Annotated in this window: 7 protein-coding genes; 6 read left to right on the top strand and 1 reads right to left on the bottom strand. The window is 64.5% G+C overall.

Translation table 11 applies throughout. From position 1 onward, the window contains the following. Window position 1: 1 nt before the first annotated feature. The 5 genes from pilM (at window position 2) to HRU71_13185 (ending at window position 18,899) form a co-directional block, all read left to right on the top strand. Window positions 2–1,849: a pilus assembly protein PilM gene (gene pilM / locus HRU71_13165; protein ID QOJ04377.1), complete on the top strand. Its 1,848-nt coding sequence runs from the start codon at window positions 2–4 to the stop codon at window positions 1,847–1,849. Beyond that, on the top strand, window positions 1,846–3,483 hold the full coding sequence (locus HRU71_13170; protein QOJ04378.1) for a hypothetical protein: 1,638 nt from the start codon (window positions 1,846–1,848) through the stop codon (window positions 3,481–3,483). The genes pilM and HRU71_13170 overlap by 4 nt, the downstream gene beginning before the upstream one ends. Further along, the gene (locus HRU71_13175) at window positions 3,483–16,766 is read left to right on the top strand and encodes a hypothetical protein (protein QOJ04379.1); all 13,284 of its coding nucleotides are present in this window, start codon (window positions 3,483–3,485) and stop codon (window positions 16,764–16,766) included. Before HRU71_13170 ends, HRU71_13175 begins: the two co-directional genes overlap by 1 nt. 140 nt (window positions 16,767–16,906) lie before the next feature. Continuing rightward, the gene (locus HRU71_13180) at window positions 16,907–17,440 is read left to right on the top strand and encodes a hypothetical protein (GenBank protein ID QOJ04380.1); all 534 of its coding nucleotides are present in this window, start codon (window positions 16,907–16,909) and stop codon (window positions 17,438–17,440) included. Between the two features lie 139 nt (window positions 17,441–17,579). Next, entirely contained in the window at window positions 17,580–18,899 is a 1,320-nt protein-coding gene (locus HRU71_13185; GenBank protein QOJ04381.1) for a thioredoxin domain-containing protein, read from the top strand. A gap of 52 nt (window positions 18,900–18,951) precedes the next feature. Here HRU71_13185 and bamD read toward each other — a convergent pair whose 3' ends face one another. Then, window positions 18,952–20,088 carry an outer membrane protein assembly factor BamD gene (gene bamD / locus HRU71_13190; protein QOJ04382.1) on the bottom strand — a complete coding sequence of 379 codons (1,137 nt, stop codon included), beginning with the start codon at window positions 20,086–20,088 and terminating at the stop codon, window positions 18,952–18,954. A gap of 430 nt (window positions 20,089–20,518) precedes the next feature. Between bamD and HRU71_13195 the strand changes: the two genes are divergently transcribed. Beyond that, window positions 20,519–21,145 carry a hypothetical protein gene (locus HRU71_13195; GenBank protein ID QOJ04383.1) on the top strand — a complete coding sequence of 209 codons (627 nt, stop codon included), beginning with the start codon at window positions 20,519–20,521 and terminating at the stop codon, window positions 21,143–21,145. Window positions 21,146–21,158: the final 13 nt, after the last annotated feature.

A 21,158-nucleotide genomic window follows, 5' to 3' on the forward strand; every position in this document is an offset into this window, starting at 1 on the left:
GATGGCGATCGGGCTTTCGAGCAAGAAGATCCTGGCGGTGGAATGGGACCTGCGCAGCATTCGGATGGTGCTGGCGCGGCCGAAGGCCGACGGGGTGGAGCTGCTGAAGGCGGTGTCGGCGCCGATTCCGTCGACGGTTTCGGCGGAGGACGCGGCGAGTCTGGGAGCATTCATCAAGGAGTCTATATCCAGTGCGCGGATCGGTGTAACCCGGGCGATTCTTTGTATTCCGCGTGATCAGGTGGTGCTGAATACGATCAACCTTCCACCGACGCCTGGGGAGGAGATGGCGGCGCTGGTGCAGTTCCAGGTGTCGAAGGAGCTGCCGTTTGCGGCGGAGCAGGCGGTGCTGGATTTCGCGGTGGCCGGAACGCACGATCCGAAGGCGCCGTGCAGCGTGCTGGCGACGGCGATCCGCCGGGAGCTGCTGGAGTTTTATCAGAACGTGGCGTCGGCCGCGGGGCTGACGATCGAGCGCGTGGGCCTGCGGCCGCTGGCGAACCTGATCGCGTTGACGGCGTCGACCGGCGGAACGGGTCCGGAGTTGACGCTGCTGGTGGACGTGGGTCCTCATCGAACGGAGATCGATCTGATCCGGGGCGGGGTGCTGGTGTTCTCGCGCGCGGCGTCGATGAGCGTGGGGATGGAGCCTGCGACGGTCAACGAGAGCGGCGAGGCGGACGGTACGGGCTATCAAGACAGTCGCATAATTTCCGGCGGCGTCGATCGCGATCCGGTCGAGGCGAATCCGCAGGCGGTCAGCGCGCTGCTGGTGGAAGTGATTCGCTCGTTCGAAGCGTTTCGCGCGACGGAGCCGTCTGCGAGCCTGGATCGCATCGTCGTGGCGGGTTCGAGCGGCCTGGAGCCGCAACTGGCGCAGATGCTCGGAGCGCGGTTCGCGACGCGGGCGGAGCTGTTCAGCCCGGAGAAGGCGCTGGGTCTTTCGGCGGAGCGTGCGCGCGAGCTGCGGGGTTTCTGCGCGGCGTTGGGATTGGCGATCGGGCATTCGCACGATGAGCTGGCGTTGATTGACTTCCTCCACCCGAAGCGGCCCGTGACCAAGCGTGAGCTGCGACTGAAAAAAGTGCCGTCAGCCGTCATGGCGGCGATCCTGCTGATCGGATCGATCTATCTTTTTCAGACCAAGTACGTAGTGCCCCTGCGAGACGAGATTCGCGCGCTTGAAAAGGCCCAGTCGAAGTTGAAGGTCGAGGAGAAGCTGGTTCGGGAGTTCGCGGAGAAGGTGGACGCGTTGGAGGGCTGGATCGAGTCGGAGCAGCACTGGCCATCGGTGATCGCGGCATTGACGGCGGTGTTTCCTCCGGATCGGGAGGCTTACGCGACGCGGCTGGACCTGGAGTTGGTACCGGTTCGCAAGAGCGTGAAGCGCGAAGCGACGGCCAAGATCAAGTTTCGTACGGCGTCGCTGGGAACGGTGAACGAGCTGGCGGAGAAGCTTCGGGCGGCGGGGTTTGAGAACGTGGTTCCGGGCAAGGAGACGCCGACGGGCGGGCGCGACGTTTATCGGAACGACACGGGCATTGATGCGATCGTGCCGCAGAAGAAATGGTCGGTCGTGTCGGCGACGGACGCAACGGGTGCGGGCGCGACGCAAGAAGAGGTGGCGCCGCCGGAGGCGGCGAGCCAGACGCCCGGGGCTTCGAAGGGCGAGCCTGCACGTTCGGGGAGTGGCTCGGCGAAGGAAAGCGCTGGATCGGGGCTGGATTCGGGGGCGGACGCGGTCAAGGCGGGTGGCGCGGGGAAGGCGGACGAGGTGAGACCGGGGGCGGCGGGTCGTGCCAATCTACCGTCACCGACGCGACCGCCGTCGACGGGGGGGCGATCATGAACCAGCGTGAGCGGACGCTGTTGTTGGTGATCGGCGGGGCGGTGGGGCTGTACGTCCTTTACCAGTGCGTGAACTTTCTGTTCATTTCACCGGTCACGGATTCCCGGAAGCGCATCGCCGAGTTGCGTGAGGAGAACGACCGGCTGGAGAACGTCGTGCGGCAGCGGCGTCGGCTGGTGCGTACGTGGCTCGACGCCGCGTCGAAGACGTTTTCCTACGATCGGGCGATCACGTCGAACCAGTTCGGCAAGAGTCTCAAAGAGGTCGCGCAGCGGCACGGGTTCGAGGCGGCGTTTTTCACGCCGGCGAGCGGGACGAAGATCGGCAACAAGACGAGCATCACGACCGTGGCGTATCGGATCGTGGCGGAGGGCCCGTTTGATCAGGCGCGGGCGTTGGTCAACGAACTGTATCGCACGCCGTACCTGTCGCAGATCACGAAGTTGAGCATGTCGCCCATTCAGATGAAGGGCCGGATGCGGGATGAGGTGAAACTGGAGCTGACGATCGAGACCCCGGTGCTGCCGGAGATCGACAAAAAAAAGATGCCGGATGCGGCGTTGGCCGTCACGATGGCGGAGGCGCACAAACCGGGCGAAACGCCGCCACCCCCGGCGCGCGAGGCGCTGCCCGATGAGGCGATGCAGGCGATCCTCGCAAAGCGAAACATCTTCAAGACCTTTCTTCCGCCGCCGGAGAACGTGGTGCTGATCGACAATCAGGATCTGAAGATGGTGGCGCTGAAGGTGACGTTCTTCTGGGAGGGCCAGGCCGAGGAGCCGATCGTCGAGACCGTGGCCGGCATGAGTCAGAAGCCCGTCAAGGGGATGGGCGATTCGGTGGAAGTGATGGGGTCGTACGCCGACGGCAAGGCGTTCGGTCCGGAGCGGCTGGACTTCAACGTGAAGAAAGAGTGGACGTACGTGGTGAAGTCTCACACGCCGCCGCCTCCGCCGGTGTACGTCGATCTGGCGGTGGAGAATGCGACGAAGGATCCGGTGGAGGTCGAGGTGACGGTGACCGGCGAGGACGGCAAGACGAAGACGCTCCCGACGATGCGGATCAAGCCGGGGCGGACGGACATTGACGAGTTCAAGGCGCAGCGCGTGGCGGTGACGGCGACGTATCCCTCCGGGAAGAAGCTGCCGGCGCGGTCGTATGTGCCGGGGGCCGGTAAGCAGACGTATGTCGTTCCGGTGGAGTCCGCGGAAGTGCGTGTGGAAGCGCCGGTTGCCGTAAATGACCCGCCGCCGGACGCGACCATGAGTGTATCAGGACTGGTGACCTATCAGGGCACGCAGGAACTGATCGCGACGGGGGGTGCGACGCGAAAGATAATCCCGGCCGGGGCGCATGGCGCGGTGGACAGCGGCACGTTGCTGGCGGTGCATCCGCGCGGCGGCGTGGTGAAGATGCCGAGCGGGAATTACTACCTGTATCCGCTGGGCCGGAAGTTTTCGGAACGGGTGAAGCTGAATGCGCGCTCGGATGGGGATCTGGCGGCCGCGATCGACGCGTGGCTGGCGAGTCCGGAAGCGCAGTCGGATGGGGCAGAAGCTGTGCAATCGGCCAGTGCGGCGCCGCCGCCGACGCCGATGACGCCGGCGGGCAAGGGTCTCGGGAGGAAACCGTGATGAACTCGCACACGAGACAGATTATTCGGCGCAGGGGTCGAGCGTGGATCGGCTCGGTCACGGCGATGATGCTCTCTTCCGCGGTTGCGATGGGGCAGGCAACGACGCAGCCGTCGAACGACGACGCGCTGGAAGCCGCGCGCCGCGCGGCGTTGCAATCGATCAACCAGCCGGCTTCAACTCAACCGGCGACGACGCAGCCCGCGCCGTCGCAGCCGGCGATGCATCGCACGCCGCCGCCGGCCTCGACGGAGACGGCGAAACTCGCCCCGAAGCCCGGGCCGGCGCAGCCGATGAGCGCGCCGACACACGGGGTTCAACCTTCGACCTGGCCGGCGACAATGCCTTCGCCGCGCGGGGTGCCGCCGGAGAATTTCAACGGAATGAGCGAAGGGGGTCGCGGCGGCGCAGGTCGGTCGCGCGGACCGGCCGGTTCGGGTGCGGGGTCGCGCGCGGGCGCGTCGCATTCCGGCGCGCCGGCGGCGGACCTGCCGAGGCTGGCAACGGGCGGTGCGTCATCCGCGCCGTCGGAGGAGGATGACGGGAACGCTCCGAAGACGATGATGACGTTCACGGTGGCGCCGGTCGATCCGACGTCGCGATCGTACCGGTTTGATTACGTGAATACGCCGTGGAGCGACGTCCTGGGGGACTTCGCGCGAATGAGCGGGTTGTCGTTCCTGAACCAGCCCGACCCGCCGATCTCGGACAACCTGACGTTTCACAGTCCGAAGACGTTTACCTATTCCGAAGCGATGGATCAGTTGAACGAGCTGCTGCTGGCGCGGCCGTTGAACAAGTACCTGATTCAGCGTGAGGGGAATTTCCTGACGATCAAGCGGCTGCCGGACCTGATGCGCGAGATTCCGGCGGACAAGATGTTCGATTCGTTCGAGGCGATGGATCGCGCGAAGCCGGGCGAGTTCGAGATCGTGCTGGTGCAGTTCGACGTGCCGCAGGGTTGGAATCCGTACGAGATCATCGAGCGGTATCGGCCGTGGTTTTCGGATACGTACGGCACGCAGGTGAACGGCAACCGGATCGAGTTGACGGGTCTGGTGCGTGAGCATCGGCGGTTTCGGGATGTGGTGTCGACGATCACGACGATGCAGGAGCCGCCGCAGTTTGATCCGCGTCCGAGTCGGTTCATCAAGCTGGAACGGTCGAAGGCGTCGGACCTTCAGACGTTGTTGAGACAGGTGTATCCGGTGACCGCGCCGGCCATGCCTGGGCGGACGGGTCCGGGCGTGGACCAGACGGCCGAGACGGCGAAAAAGATCGACATCATCGCGGACCTTCGCAACAACGCGCTGCTGATCAAGGCGCCGCAGCGGATGCTGGACGAGATTGGTGAGTTGGTGGCGCGGCTGGACGCGGGCATTGGCCCGCAGACGCCCGAGATGAAGGTCATCAAGCTGCAATACGCGGACTCGAACGCGCTGACGACGAGCCTGAAGCAGATCTTCGCGAAGGAGCAGCAGGCGTTGTCGCGCGATCCGACGCTGTACGTCTCGCCGGAGCAACGCGCGGCGATGGATCGCGACATCTTCGCCGACCCAACCACGAATTCGGTGATTCTTGTCGGCGGGGCCGAGGGCATCGCCGCGGCCGAGCGGACGGTGAAAGAGTGGGATGTGCCGTCGGAGAACCAGGTCAGCGAGGTGATCGAGCTGGCGCACGCCGAGGCTGCCCCGATTGCGGCACAACTGATGCAGATGTTCCCGCCGGTGGTGAAGCCGGGTCAGCCGGCGGATCGCGTGGTGGTACGGACGGCGAACTCGCTGCTGGTGATGGCGAGCCGTCAGAATTTGGATCGGATGAAGGAAGCGATCGAGAAGCTGGACGTGGCGGGGGATGAAGTGCAGGAACACGTGGTGAAGCTCAAAGCCGCGACGCCGAGCGTGGTGGCGACGGTCGTGCAGCAATCGATGATCGCGGTGCAGCAGGCGCGGGTGATTCAGGGCGCGGGTCGCGCGCCGGGTCAGCCCGGCCAGCCGGGCCAGCCGCCGCCGCCGACAGCGGGCGGGAGCGGACCGCGAATCATTCCGGATGATACGACGGGCATGCTGGTGGTGTATTGCACGGAGAAGGAGTGGAAGCAGGTTGAGCCGCTGATTGATCGGCTGGATGAGCAGGCGGCGGCGGGGGAGGCCCGTCTGGAGCGGTTCGCGCTGGCGAAGGCGGACGCGGACGACGTGGCGGCGTTATTGAGACAAATGTATCCTTCTGCGCCGTCGCAGCCGGGTCGGGCGATGGGCGGTCCGTTCTTCTTTGCTGACGGGGTTCACAACACGGTGCAGGTGTATGGCGGCGCGGAACTGATCGAAAAAGTCAAACCGCTGATCGCGGCGCTGGATATCGAATCCGACGCCGAGTTGACGATCATCCGCTTGAGCCATGCGCGGGCCGAGTCGATCGCGCCGATCCTGTTGCAGGCCGTGGGCGCGAAGGCAGGACCGGCGATGGCGCCGGCGCAAGCGGGTCAGCCGCCGCGACCTGCCGGGGCCGCGCCGGGCGGGCAGGTACGGATTGTGGCGGAACCGATCACGAACGCGCTGCTGGTGCGCGCGCCGGTGAAGGAGCTGGAGCAGATCCGGAAGCTGGCGGCGGACATGGACTCCGAGGAGGAGGCGCGCACGGCGCGGGTCATCCTCGAAGCGAAGCATCGCGGCGCGGAGGAACTGGCGTCGGCGCTTCGCAACATGGTCGGCAGCGGGGCCGCGCGTCCGGCGGCGGCGCCGGGCCAGCCCGCGGCGCCGGCGGCTTCGAGCGGTCGCACGACGACGATTGTCACGTCCGGCCGGCAGATCGTGATCGACGGTCCGCGCGAGGAAGTGGCGAAGCTGATTCAGTTGCACGAACAGCTTGACGTGCCGTATGAGCAGCCGTTCTTCCGCAAGTACCTGGTCATGGATGCGGAGGAGGATGAGAAGAAGCTGCGCGCCATGCTGGCGATGACGCCGACCGCATCGGCGAAGACGACGCCGGCGGCGGGGGGCGGCGGTGCGCCGGCGAAGCCGGCCGCGGCCGTGAGCCTGGCGGCGCCGGACGCGGTGACGATCTATGCGGACACGTACGAGAATGCGTTGCTGATCGGCGTGAAGGTGGAGAGCGATTTCGACACGATCGAGCGGCTGCTGGGTCTGGTGTTCGCCGACGCGCGGAAGATCGAGGGCGGTCCGGAGGACAGCACCGGCGGCAAGTCGTATTTCACGATCGAATTGAAGCATCGCAAGGCGTTCGACATCGCGTTCGATATTGAAGATTTGCTGAATCCGGATCGCAAGAGCAGCGGGATCAGCCTGTCGGAAGGACCGAGCGAGCGGACGCTGCTGGTGCAGAACTGCAAGCCGGCGCAGCGCGAGCAGGTCGAAGAGATGGTGAAGATGTGGGATGTGCCCAAGCGTGGTCAGAGCGGGAAGATCCGCATCATCGACTCAAAGATTCCGCCGGCGGCGATGGCGAAGCTGCTGGAGCGGAACCGGCCCGAGGGCATGAAGCTGACGATTCAAGGCGCGCTGGACACGAGCGCGGTTCAGTTGATCGACATTCACGCGGACGAGCCGGAGGAGGAAGCCGCGCCGGCGCCGGCAGCGACCGAGCGGCGCAGCGAGGGCGGGGGGCTGTCGCCGTGTGTGCTGCCGGCGAGTTTGTTGAATGCGATCGGCGCGGCGGCGGCGGGGCAGGTCGTGGCGAACCGGCCGCTGTACATCTCGCATCCGAAGGATTGTTCGTTGTGCCGTCAACATGCGTGCGCGTTGCCGGGGGCGTTGGCGAATTCGCTGACGCAGGTGATTTATACATCGTTCGATGATCCACTCTACGACGACGTGGATGCGCAGCAGGATTCGTCCGCAATGCAGCCGGAGCAGGAGGCGCCGCAGCACAATCACGCGAAGCCGGCGGAGAAGCCCGCGGAACCGGTCGCCACGCCGCCGTCGCGCGCCGTCGGCCGCCGCGAGATTGCGCAACCGGCCGTGCAGACGCCGGAGCAGGTGATCGGCAAGGCGATGGAGGAGCAGGGCGTCACGATCACGGTCGATCCCGACACGAACAAGCTGATTCTCCAGGGGCCGGAGGAGATGTTGGACGAGCTGGAGGATTTAATCGAGGAACTGCTCGAAGGCGACACGACGCCGGTGATCCGAGTGTTCCCGCTGAAGTATGCGGATGTCACAACAGCGGCACAACTGCTGGAGCAGGTGTTCAACCAGGGCCAGGCGGCGCTGACGAAGGGCAAGGGCAAGGCGGCGCAGCCCCAAGCCGTGCCGATGCCGCAGCCGCAGCCCGGGCAGCCGGGTCAACCGGGTCAGCCTGGCCAGCCGGGTCAGGTCGGCAAACAGCCACCGCAGCAGATGATGGTGCAGCAGGCGCCGGCTCGGATCAAGGTGGTGCCGGATACGCGGACGCGAAGCCTGATGGTGATTTCGCCGCCGCAGGACGTACCGCTGATCGTGGACGTGTTGAAGAAGATCGACAAGCGTGTACCTCCGGCCGAGGGCACGCTTAAGATTTTTGCGCTGGTGAATCTCGACGCGACGCAGATGGCGGAGAACCTGCGAGAGATATTCAGCCTGCCGTCGGCGCGTGGCGGTCGGGGCGGCGGTCGCGGCGGTCAGCCGGGTCAGCCGCAGACGCCGGAGCAGGTGCAGCAACAGATCATTCAGATGCAGGGCGGTCAGCCGGGTCAACCGGGCCAGCCGGGTCAGGCCATGGGCGCGACGCTCTCCTCGACGGACAACCTGAAGATCAGTGCGGATGCGCAGACGAACAGCATCATTGCGCAAGGTCCGCCGGACGTTCTGGAGATGATGGAGGGGATCATCAAGGACCTGGAAGAGAAAACCAACACGACCAAGCCGGAGATGCGTCGCGTGGCGTTGAAGAATGCGCGGGCGACGGAGATCGCGACGATCGCGAAAGAAGTCTCCGCGGCAACGGCCAATCAAGGCGGCGGGCAGGGTGGCCGGGGCGGCGGACGCGGCGGCCAGGTATCGGTGACGGCCGATGCGCGGACGAACAGCGTGATCGTCGCGGGGCAGACGAAGGACGTAGACCGCGTCGAGAAGATCGTGATGGACCTGGATGTCACGTCGGCCGGCAGCGCGATCCGTCAGTTTTCGGTGAAAGGGGACGCGGCGGCGATCGCGAACCAACTCAAGGCGGTTTTCATCTCCAGCGGCGCGCAACAGGACATCGTGATCAACGGCGATCCTGGCAGCGGCATGGTGATCGTGAAGGCGGCCGAGCCGCAGATGAAGGAGATCGAGGAACAGATCAAACTGCTGGAAGAACGGATCGGCATCACGGCGGAGTTTCGCACGATCAAGGTGAACGTGGCCGACGCGGAGGCGATTGCCCCGAGGATTCAGGAGATTTTCCGGGAAGTTCGCACGACGCGCGGCGGCAAGGCGAATGTGAAGATCAACGGCAGCAAGAGCGCGGGGATGCTGTACGTGCTCGGCGCGGATCAGGATGTGTTCGATCAGATCAAGAAGGTGGCGGCCGACATGGACGTGGCGCCGACGGGGATGGAAGTCCGGCGGTTTGATTTGAAACACGCCAACGCCGTGGACATCAACAACAAGCTGACGGAGATGATGATGAAAGCGGCGGCGACGGGCGCGATGGGCAACGTGAAGCTCGATCTCGTCGGCGTCGTACCGGATGCGCGAACGAATTCGCTGATCGTAACGGGCGGACCGATCACGTTCGGCCTGATCGGCAAAGTGCTGGGCGAGATCGACGTGGCGAGTGACAGCGGGATGAAGAATCACTTGTACGCGGTGCAGCACGCGCGGGCGAGCGATCTGGCGAACGTGCTGAACAATCAGCTTCGCAATACGAAGGTACCCGTTCCTGGGCAACCGTTTCCGGTGATGATCTCGCCGGACGACGCGAGCAACACGCTGGTGGTGACGGCGTCGGATTCGGATTACACGGAAGTGGAAAGCCTGATCAAGTCGCTCGACGTGAAGGGGCTGTCGGAGGGGGCGCGTGAGCGCAAGACGTTCAAGCTAAATTACGCCGATCCGTGGAGCGTGGCCAACGCGGTGCGCGTGTCGTTTCAGACGGTCAATCGCAATCCGACGGTCCGCGAGCAGGTGTCGGTCGCGGAGGACGGCACGACGAACAGCGTGATCGTGACGGCGTCAAAGGAGAACATGGAACAGATAGCGACGCTGATCGCTGAACTGGATAAATCCAGCGACGCACGGGCGGAGTACGTGATCGACATCGCCAACACGAACCCACAGGACGTGGCGCAGACGCTGCAACAGATTTTTGACGCGCAGAACGCCGGGCGGCGACAGCGGTCCAGCGCGACGATCCGAGCGGTTGCGGGCAGCGCGAAGATCGTGTGCTTCGCCAATGAGACGGAGTACAAGCAGATTACCAACCTGGTGAAGATGATCGACAACGTGGAGGGCGGGCGAAGCGTTCACACGGTGACGATGCCGGAGCTGGTGCCGGCCAAGACGGTGGCGGAGAACATCAACAAACTGTTCGGCACGGCGGCGGGCGGCGGGCGCGACGGCGTGAAGGCCGAGTATCACGAGCCGACGAACACGCTGCTGGTGTTCGCATCGGACGCGGAGTTCGAGAAAGTCAACAAGCAGGTGATCGAGGTCGTATCGAAGACGCCGACGGTGGGAGCGCTGAAGTTCTTCAAGATACCGCTGAAGTTCGCCGTGGCCGACGAGGTGGCCAAGACGTTGCAGGAGTTCTTCGACAAGAAGAGCGGGATCAACCGGGGCCGTGCGAACCTGCCACCGTGGATGGGCGGAGGGTCAACGGCCCAGCAGATGGACAACCAGGTGACGATCACGGCGGAGACGACCGGCAACATGCTGTTGGTGTATTGCACCGAGACGACGAAGGAGTTGATCGACGGGATCATTGCGGACATCGACACCGACGCGCCACAGGGCGGGCGCACGATGGAGATGGTGGCCCTGAAGTACATGGATGCCGCCGAGATGATCGGGATTCTGACGGAGTATCTGAAGGTCTCGAAACGCTCGTCGCCCGACGAAGGCCAGCGGTTCATTCCGTGGTGGATGGACGGCCGCGAGGAGAAGAAGGACGACAAGGCGGTGCTGGCGGGCGACCTGCGGCTCAAGGCGGTGGAGAGCCTGAACGCGGTGATCGTGGCAGGCCGGCCCGAGGGGGTCGAGGACGCGGTGAAGAAGATCAGGGAACTGGACGTGGAGCGGCCGGACGATTCGAGCGCGCCGCAGACGATCAAGCTGGCGCACGGCAACGCGAGCGAAATCGCTAACACGCTGAACAACGTGTTCAACGATCCGAAGCGGCAGCAGGATAAGTCGCGCGGCGGGTCGTATTCCAAGCCGCCGACGATTGTCGCGGACAACGCGACGAATAGCGTGATCGTTTGGGCGAAGGCGAACGATCTGTCGCAGATTCGCAAGATGATCGACAACATCGACAGCCAGATGGAAGGCGCGACGGGTGAGGTGCGGATTCTCCAGGTGCCGGCGGGTCAGAACGTGGACAATCTGGCACGGCTGGTCGAGCGGCAGTTGAACGACGCCGAGCGCAATCGCCAGCAGGTGCAGAAGGATTACAAGCCGGACCTCGTGAGCATCGGGGCCGAGCCGTGGGCCAGCGCGCTGCTGATCTCCGGATCGAAGGGCAAGTACGAGGAAGCCGAGCGGATCGTGAAGACGCTCGTCGCGATGGGGCCTGCCGGCGGGACGTCGCGGAAGCTGATCAAATTGAGTGGTCAACTGACGCCGCAGCAGGCGAAGCAGATCATCGATAGCGTGCAGGGCGGCCAGTCGAATCAGGGCGGCCGGAGCATGGGCGGCAATCGCGGCGGGCGCGGCGATGGCGGCGGGCGTCGGCGAGATGGCGGGGGCGATCGCGGTCCGCGTGGCGATGCGACGTGGACGCAGCAACGGCGCTACGAGAAGAGCCTGGGCTTGCCCGCGCGGCGAAGTTCCATTGTCGCGGCGACGGTGCAGGGAATTCTGTTGAACCTGTCGGTGGCGGCGGCGATGGGACAGTTGCCGCCGGGCTACGAGTCGATGCCGACGGTGCGGCCTTCGGCGGATCTTCTGGCGCAGGCCGACTCCGAAGAGGACGGATCCGAACAGGCGTCGGCGGGTCGCAGTGGTTCAACCGGTGCAGCGAATCAATCAGCGACGACGCAGGCGACGCAGCCCGTGGTGGGTCGCGTTCGCCCGCGTGCTGCGGCGACGCAGCCCGCGGAGAAGAAACCGGCGACGGCGGTGCGACCCGTGGCCCGGCCCGTGCCGACGACGCAGCCTGCACAAGGCTTGACGGCCAAGCAGATGATCCAGTCCGCTGCGCAGCAAGGCGTCGATATGTCGCAGATGACCGAAGCGGCGCAGGAGGCATTCAGTCGCAAGTTGAGCGGCGCGCCGATCACGGCGGTGGAGGCGGGCGAGGAAGGCATCTTCATCGAGGGATCGGATGAAGACATCGAAGTGATCGAAGCGTTGTTGCAGATGCTGGATCGGTCGATCCCCGGCAAGGAGATCGAATACGTCCCGTTGAAGAACTCGCAGGCGAAGAGCCTCGCGGAGACGCTCAAGAAAGTATTTGAACCTTTGCAGCAACGAGGCACCCGGCCGGTGAAGCCGGAAGACAAGGTCGATGTCATCGCCGATCCGAACACGAACGGGCTGTATATCGCGGCGACGGCGGAGAAGATGGCGCAGGTGCTGCGGCTGATCGAGCAGAACGAAGAAGCCGCGAAGGTGACGGTGCGCAACGTCAAGACGTATCAATTCCGCAATCGCCGCGTGCTGGAAGTCGGCGAGGTGCTCGGGAAGATCATTGACAAGTATCTGTCCCAGCGCGGGCTGGACAAGAACGTGATTCAGATCGAGACCGATCCGCAGACGAACTCGATCAGCATCATCGCGGGTGAGACCGATCTGAAGTTCGTCGAGGGCATCATCAAGGGACTGGACGCCGAGCCGGAGCCGGTGGACAAGGACGGCCGCCTGTCGGTGGGCGAGGCCGACGTGATGATCATCCCGCTTCGCGTGGCGAAGGCGGATGCCCTGGGCACGCTGCTGAATGAGATTCTCAAGAAGGCGGCGACGGGCGACACGCCGATGAAGGATTTCATCCGGCGGTTCAACCTGCTGGACGAGAACGGGAATCGGCTGCAACAGGTGAATCTGGACCGCCCGGTGGTGATCTTCGGCGACAAGGACAGCAACTCGCTGGTCGTGGCCAGTACGAAAGAAAACTGTCTGATTATGAAGCAGGTGGCGGCGGCGTTCGACGTGGAGCCGGCGCGGGCCGAAGTCATCAGCCAGGTCGTGACGCTGAAGTTCGCCGATGCGTCGGAAGTGGCCGAGCAGGTCACGAAATTGCTGACGGACAGCCAGAACCTGACGGCGCGGCCGGGCCAAAGTGAAAAGAGCGGCGCACCGGACGGCGAGGCGGGCGCGTTGGTGTACAACGCGGTGGTCATGGCGGACATGCGGTCGAACCAGTTGGTGGTGGTGGGTCGACCGTCGTCGGTGAAGATTCTGACGGGGCTGGTGGAGCGTCTGGACGTGAAGGGGCTGGACGTGATGCCCTTTCAGATCGTGGCGCTGGAGTACGCGAACGCCGGGTCGCTGGAGACGGCGCTGACGGCGCTGATGAAGGAACGTGCCGAAGCGTTGCCGACGGGCAAGAGCGAGAACGCGAAAAAGGCGGAGACGGTGATCATCAAGGGCGATCCGCGGTCGCGGTCGCTGATCATCGCGGCGAAGGCGGCGCGGATGGAGGAGCTTCGCGCGTTGATTCGGCAGTTGGACAAGCCGGCGACGGCGCTGGTGGAGGACATCCGCACGATCACGCTGAAGCATGGCAGCGCGGGCGATTTGGCGACGAAGCTGACGGATTTGTGGAAGGAGCGCGCCGCGCAGCAGGAAGAGGGCGGGAAGGGACTGAAGCTGGAGACGCCGGCGATCGTGGCGGACGAGCGGAGCAATTCGCTGATCGTGGCGGCGAGCAAGGGCGATTTCGACGCGATCAAGGCGGTGGTGGACAAGATCGAAGCGCTCGAGCTGAACCCGATGGCGAAGATTCAGATCATCACGCTCAAGCACGCCTCGGCGACGACGCTGAAGACGGCGTTCACATCGCTGTTTGAAAAGCGCGCGGAGATGCGAACGGTGGACGGCAAGAGCCGGCCGGAGGACAAGGTCGCGATCGAAGTGGACGACGTGAGCAACTCGCTTCTGTTCGCGGGGTCGCAGGAGAATTTTGACCTGTTGAAGCAGAAGACGGCCGAGCTGGACGTGGAGATGGTCGCGCCGGGGGTGGTGGAGTATTTCGTTTGTGAGAACGTCGGCGCGCAGCGGGTGAAGGAGACGATCGACGAACTATTCAAAGAGGGGGTGTATCGGCCGGGGGGAGCGCGGGAGACCGAGGCGCTGAAGGCGCGCGAGAAGGTGGTGGTGACGATCGACACGCGGGCGAACATCCTGATCGTGTCGGCGGCGCCGGAGAACATGGAAGTCATTCGCGAGATTCACAAGCGGATGAACAGCGTGACGACGCCGTGGGACGTGGCGATCACGCGATTGATTGACATTCAGCACGGCGATTCGGTGAAGATCGCGGCGCAGGTGAATGATTATTTCGACAAATTGAAGGAAGTTCGCAGCGAGGGCGAAGGCGGCGACAAGAAAGCCGGTGGATTCGGCATCACGATCTTCGCCGACGAGCGCAGCAATCGCGTGGTGATCGGTGGGACGAAGGACGGCATCGACAGCGCCGTCGAGCTGGTGAAGAAGCTCGATGTCCCCCCGGGAACGCCGGGTCAGGTGATGGAGGTGTATCGCCTCACGGACGCCTCGGCGACGCGAATCGGTGAGATGATCAAGAATGTCTTCGAGCAGCGCAACAAGCCGCGCGAGGGGGATACGGGCACAAAGGTGGCGAGCGTGCCGGTGACGATTGAAGCGAACACGACGACAAACAGCCTGCTGGTGAACGCTTCGCGCGAGGATCACATCCTGATCAAGGATCTCGTGGAGCGGCTGGACCGGCCGTCGACGGTGGCGGAGATGACGCGGGTGGTTCCGCTGGAGAAGGCGCCGGCGGCGAGGGTGAAGGAGATTCTCGAGGAGTTGTACAAGGGCGGCACAGGCGGCGGCGAAGGCAGCAGCGGCGGCGGTGGGCAGTCGATTGCGGTTGTTGAAGACAAGCGTACGAATTCCGTCGTGGTGACGGCTCCGCCGGGAGAGCTGGACAACATCACGAAGCTGGTGCAGCGGCTGGACGAGACCGAGGTGAAGGGCCAGGTCGAGGTTGGGGTGATCGCGGTTGAGAACGAAGACGCCAAGAAGATGGCGGAGCTGCTGAATGCGGTCATCACGGGCAAGGGCGGGCCCGAAGGCAGCACCGAGGCGGCCGGCGGCGACGATGCGGCGACGCGGGATATTTCGTCCACGTTGATTACGTTTGGCGACAAGGACTTCCGCGGTCGGGAGATTCTGATCCGCACGATGCGCGAGAACGTGCAGATCACGTACAACGAGCGGACGAACAGCATCGTGGCGGTGGCGCCGCCGCAGGCGCTGCGACTGATTGAGTCCCTGGTTCGCAAACTGGATCGGATTCAAAAGCGAGCGGTGCTGGTGAAGGTCTTCCCGTTGAGCTATGCCGATGCGACGAAGATGGTGGACTTGTTGAATGACATGTTCGCCCAGGAAGAAGGCGCCGAGGATCAGCGTGCGTTTCAGGAAGGCCGATCCATCAGCGTCGAAGGAGGTTCGAGCAGCACGGCGGGCGTGCCGACGGCCGGTTCGCAGACGGGCGGCACGACGAAGGGCACGTTCGGCCGGCCGAAGACGACGTTCGTTCCGGATGAGCGGACGAACAGCGTGATCGTCGCAGGCTGGCCCGAGGACATCGACGTTGTGGCGGATGTGATCGACCAGCTCGACAGCCTGCCGATCAACGAGCGTGAGAATTTTGTCTATTCATTGAACAACGCGACGGCGGAGGACGTGCAGTCTGCGATGGAGGCGTTCTTCAGTGCGGAGAGCCAGCGGCTGGACACGCTGGGCGATTCGGTCTCGCCGCAGCGACGGATGGAGCAGGAAGTGTCGGTCGTGGCGCACCCGGAGTCGAATCAGCTCATCGTATCGGTCAGCCCGCGCTACAAGGACAAAGTCATGACGGTGATGGAGCAACTGGATCGGCCGCCGCCGCAGGTGATGATCCAGGTGATGATCGCCGAAGTGTCGCTGGATGATCGCTTTGAGATGGGACTGGAGTTCGCGCTGCAGGAATTGAAGTTCAGCGAGACGGCCGTTCCCGGCGGCAACGGCGTGCTGCAAAGCAGCCACTTCGACGTGGTCGGCGGCACGGACCTCGGCGCGGCCGGCAGCGGGCTGGGCGGGTTCTCGTTCACGATTACGGGTGAGGATTTCAATTTCCTCGTGCGCGCGCTTCAGGCCGACAGCCGGCTGGAAGTGATTCAGCGGCCGATGATCATGTGCCAGGACAATCAGCAGGCGCAGATTCTGATCGGCCAGCAGGTGCCGATCCCGCAGGGGACGTCGAGCTTCGCGGGTCAGGTGAACACGGCGGTGAGCTATCAGGAAGTCGGCGTGATTCTGCGGGTCGAACCGCACATCAACCCGGATGGATTTGTCTATATGCTCGTCGAGCCGGAGATCTCGTCGCTGACGGACTCGACGATTCAGATCGCTCCGGGTTCCTTCGCGCCGATCATCAACACGCGCAACGCATCGACGAGCGTGGCGGTGAAGGACGGTGAGACGGTCGTGATCGGCGGGTTGATCACCACGACGGAGAATCAGGCCGAGAGCAAGGTTCCGGTGCTGGGAGACATTCCCGGTTTGGGCATGCTGTTCCGCACGACGACGCGGCGAAAGAACAAGACGGAGTTGCTGATCGCGATGACGCCGCGCGTGGTGCGCACGGTGGAGGATGCGCGACGGATCAGCATCGAGGCGCGGGATATCTCCGGTTTGATCACGCCCGAGATGAAGCAAAGCCCGCTGATGGACAAGTTGCAGGTCAAGCCGGAGACGCCGTTCGAGGTGGAGGACATCGATCTCGCGCCGGATCTGGAGCCGGGCATCGAGCCGGTGCGTTTCGAGGGGCCGAGCGGCGAGCCGGAGGATCGGAAACCGTCGCAACCGAAGCCGCGCTACGGTCCGCAGGTGCCGCGGTACGGCCCGATGGTGCCCAGTGGCGAGGAGATTGTCGCGCGGCGAACGGCCGATCGCGCGGCAGCGGGGGTGAGCGAATGAAACGCCGAAACGTCGAACCGAAATCAAGCCGAAATGCCGGTTCTTCAGGAAGTCGAAACTGCGTATCGAAAGCTTTATTGATCCGCGGAACACCAATCGCCTGCGCGTTGGCGTGTCTGATTGGATCGCTGCCGGGGTGCATGCAACCGGTGGAGCCGGGGGTGACGACGTCGTTCAGCGCCGCGACGTCGAAAGGGGACGATCGCGAGCCACCGGTGGAGTCGAACATAGTCCGCGTGACGAAGTTTTTCAGCGCCGAGCCGTGGCTGTCGTTCTCGAATGATGGGACGAGCCGCGTGAACGGATTCAAGTGTTCGGTGTTTCTGGAAGGGCCTGGCAAGCCGCGCGGCGTGTTTGGTTCGGGAACGATCATCGTGTGCCTGTATCGCGTGGATCGCGATGGCGCCGGTCACGAGGTGGCGGTGCCGCTCCAGGAGTGGGAACTGCCGCCGGACCAGGCGTATCCGTGGCGCTGCAAGGAGCGCACGCTGCTGGGCTGGGGCTACGGTCTGCGACTGCAATGGCGCGATGATCTCGACTTGGAAGGCAAACAGATCGCGGTCGTGGTGAAGTACATCCGCGACGACGGCAAGACGCTTAGTTCGACGCGGCAGATGTTGAAAGTGCCGCGACGTGGCACGCAGATGCTGACGGTGCAACCGCAGAAGACGTAAGGCCCGGGGCTTGGAACCCGGGGTTGACGATTTGGCAGGGTGGGCATCGCCTGCCGGGCCTTTCGAGGCGATACCCGGTCTGCCCATTGCCCGGGTCGCGTGAGCGCTGCCCACGAATCTCCCATTTCATGGAGCCACGGTGTTGGATGAACAGCGGGCCGATGTAATCGACGGGCGGCCGCATGACGTGGTTCGGCGCGGTGCGGGCAGACGGGGTCTTCTTCATTTCCTTCTCATCTTTTGCGCGATCGGTGGGGCGGTGATCTGCGCCGTGCTGCTGGCGATGACGCTGCCGAGCGGGGGTGATTCGAATTCGGCCACGTTCGGTTCGCGGCTTTGCGCCCCCACGGCGCGGGTCAATTGCGATTATGTCCTCGCAAGCCGTTGGTCGAAGTTCCGCGGCATTTCCACGTCGCTGATCGGCTTTGCTTATTTCTGTGCCGCGGGTGTCTGGTTCGCTGCGATCGGTGTGCCGACGCATCGCGCGCGGCCGTGGCATCTTGTGCCCATGGCGCTGGTGCTGGTGGGTGCGGTGGTGTCGGCGTGGCTTGTGTACGTGATGGCGACGCGGCTGCCGGTGTGGTGCTCGTGGTGCCTGGCGGCGCACGGGGTGAACGGGCTGATGCTGGTGTTGACGGTGGTTGCGTGGCCGGGTCGTGCGGATGGCAAGCCGGCGCATCCGTTGACGGGGCGCGCGATCGGCGTGCTGGCGGGCTGCTTCGCGGCGGCGCTGGCGGCGGCGGTCGGGGCGTGGTCGGTGCAGTTGCAGGCGGCGGCGCGGCAGTATCAGCGGGAGTACCTGGCCGCGACGAACAACGCGGCGTACATCGCGTGGCGGTTGTCGCGCGAGCCGGTGCGGGAGATCGCCGTCGGGACGGATGCGCTCGCGCTCGGCGCGGCCGATGCGAAACATACGATTATCGTATTCAGTGATTTTGAGTGCGCGAAGTGCCGGCTGTTTGACCAGTATGCCCGGCGGCTGACGACGATTTATCCCGGTGCGGTTCGCATCGTGCTGAAGCATTATCCGATGTCGCCGCAGTGCAATGCGCAGGTGACGAGCGCGTTTCACTATTTCGCGTGCGACGCGGCGCGGGCGGCCGAGGCGGCGCGGCTGGCGGGCGACGCGGCCAAGGGGCTGGCGTATCACGACAAGCTGTACGACGTGGCCGGTTCGTTGGACGAAAAGCCGTACACGGCGCTCGCGAAGCATCTGGGAATCGACGCGGCAGCGTTTGAGCGGGCGATGGCATCGGACGACGTGATGCGCCGGATTGAGTCGGATGTCGCGCTGGCGGCCTCGCTGGGGGTCGAGGGCACGCCGGCGATTTTCCTCGACGGCCGACAACTGCGTACGAACTGGCACATCTTGACCGAGGGAGTGCAGCCGCAGGTGGATTTGAAGGCGACGGATGCGCTGTGGGCCGAATTGCTGGGCGTGTCCACGGCGGGCAGGTGAATGCTCCGCGGAGGCCGGCCCTCCGGCTAACAGTCAAATTGGGCAGCGCGCCCTATTGATTACCCGAGCTTGGTGAGGCGTTCGCAGAAGTTTCGGTCGGAGTCTCGCTCGCCGGTTCGGTCGCGGGTGCGGGCAATTCTTCATCGGGTTCGATAGCGCCGATGGCGATCAATCGCGCGTGGGCCTGGGCACCCCAGGTCGTGTCGGGATAGTTGCGATCGACGGTGCGGTAGTAATAGGCCGCGGCATTGATCTGGCGGATGCGTTCGTACCACTGGGCGACGCGGAAGTCCTTCTCGGCGCGGCTGTCACGGATGCGCGCCAGGGCCTGCGGCACGATGCTTTCCTCGGCGTCCTTTGGGTACTTGGCGCGGAAATCCTGCAAATAAACTTCCGCCTCCAGAAGATCGGCGTCGTCGAATTCCACGCCTGGGAAGCGCGCATAGGCAGATTCGCCGCATCGCAGCAGCGAAATCTTCGCGTAGCGCCCGCGGGCGAAATCGCGCAGCAGCCTGGCGTATGCCTCCTCGGCTTCTTCAAACTCGCCGGCCTGATAGTGATAGTCGGCCTTGAGCCGCAGGGCCTGCTCGGCGATCGGCGTTTCGCGGGCGTAGTCGTCGATGACGCGATCGAGCATTTGCAGCGCCTCTTCTCGGGCCGAGAGGTGCAGCGTGCCCTTCCAGATCTTCTGCTTGCGATCCTTGAAAAGCAGCATCTCGGCGATGATGAGGTGCTTGCGCAGCGCGCGGTCGGCTGATTCCGTGCCGGGCCAGCCTTCGACGATCTCCTTGAGCCATTCGTAGGCCCGGATGAGGTCGCCCGCCTTGGGCTTTTCATCTTCGGCGGAGATTTCGGTCTCGGCAGCGTAGAGCAGCGCCTCGGGCCATTTGGGCGATTCGGGATAGGCCTTCATCCATGCGGCGAAGGCTTTTCGCGCTTTCGCGTACTTGTTGCGCGCGAGCAGGAACCGGGCCAGCGCGAGATCGCCGTCCTCGGTACCGGGGATCGGCGGGGCGATGGCAATCCATTTGCCGGTGGCCGGGTCGTATTCGAGGCGGTCCTGGTAGAGGCCTTCGTCGTCGGGGTCGAGTGTCTGGGCGAAGGAGGGAGCATGCGTGGCGGCGACGACTGCGAACAAGGCGAGACAGGTTGCGGTGAGGGCTCTAGGCGACATCTGGCGGCTCCGCATTAACTTGCAATTCGGTTAACAGCAGGATTCTGCAAGAAGGGAATGGGAATGGCAAGTGTCAGCCGCCGGTGTACAAGCGCTCGCAGAATGTGTCTCGACAGGACGAGTAGGCGCGGCTCGAAAAAGGTCGAGCGTCGCGCGCGAGGGGCATGAGGCCTCGCAGATGACAGGGTGAGGGTCGCGACGCTCGTGATGAAGCCCACCCAAAGGTAAGTGTGCCACAGGCTCGCGGCGAGTCAATGGGATTGTGAATGAGAAAATCGGCGCAGGGGCGTGGCAAATGCACCGCGTTGAACGTGAGCGACGACTCGCGCGCTCGTTCGGCTGCGAAGGCGGTTCGCGTTGCAGGCTCGAGCGATCGATGCGACAATGGTATTGCGCGGGATCGCGCGAGTCATCGCCGAATCGCGCAGAGATTGAGGGCGTTCTCATGAGACGAATCCGTTACAAGCACCTGACGGTGTTGCTGGCGGCGTGCGTGGCCGCCGGCGGGATGTGGTTCCCCGGCGAGCCGCCGCCGAAAGGCGAATCCGCCTCGAAGCCCGCGGCGGCGCGGGGCAGTCGCGGTCGTACATCGCGTTTGACGCCGCGCGAGGAGGCGTTCAAGGCGGCGCTGGAGCACAGCGTGCTGGCGGGTTCGTGGCAGATGACGAAGCTGGGCGAGGCGGCAGTCGCGGGTGGGGCGGCGCGGCCGGCGGGATTGAGCGAGCCGCGCGAGGATAAATATACGATTGACGAAGTGAGCAAGTCGGTGGGGGACAACTGGGTGATTTCGGCGCGCGTGCAGTACGCCGACAAGGACGTGACCATTCCCGTTCCGGTGCAGGTGAAGTGGGCGGGCGATACGCCGGTCATCACGCTGGACAAGTCGCCGCTGCCGGGGCTGGGGACGTATTCGGCGCGCGTCGTGATCGACAACGGCTTTTACGCGGGGACGTGGTGCGGCGCGAACTACGGCGGCGTCATGAGCGGCCGCATCAACAAGCAGGACGCGGGCGAATCAGCCGGCGCGAAGCCAGCGACCTCCGCTCCGGTCTCCGGCAGCGCGCATCGCTGACCGAATCAAATCT

This window comes from Planctomycetia bacterium (assembly GCA_015200345.1).
Taxonomy (GTDB): Bacteria; Planctomycetota; Phycisphaerae; order UBA1845; family UTPLA1; genus PLA3.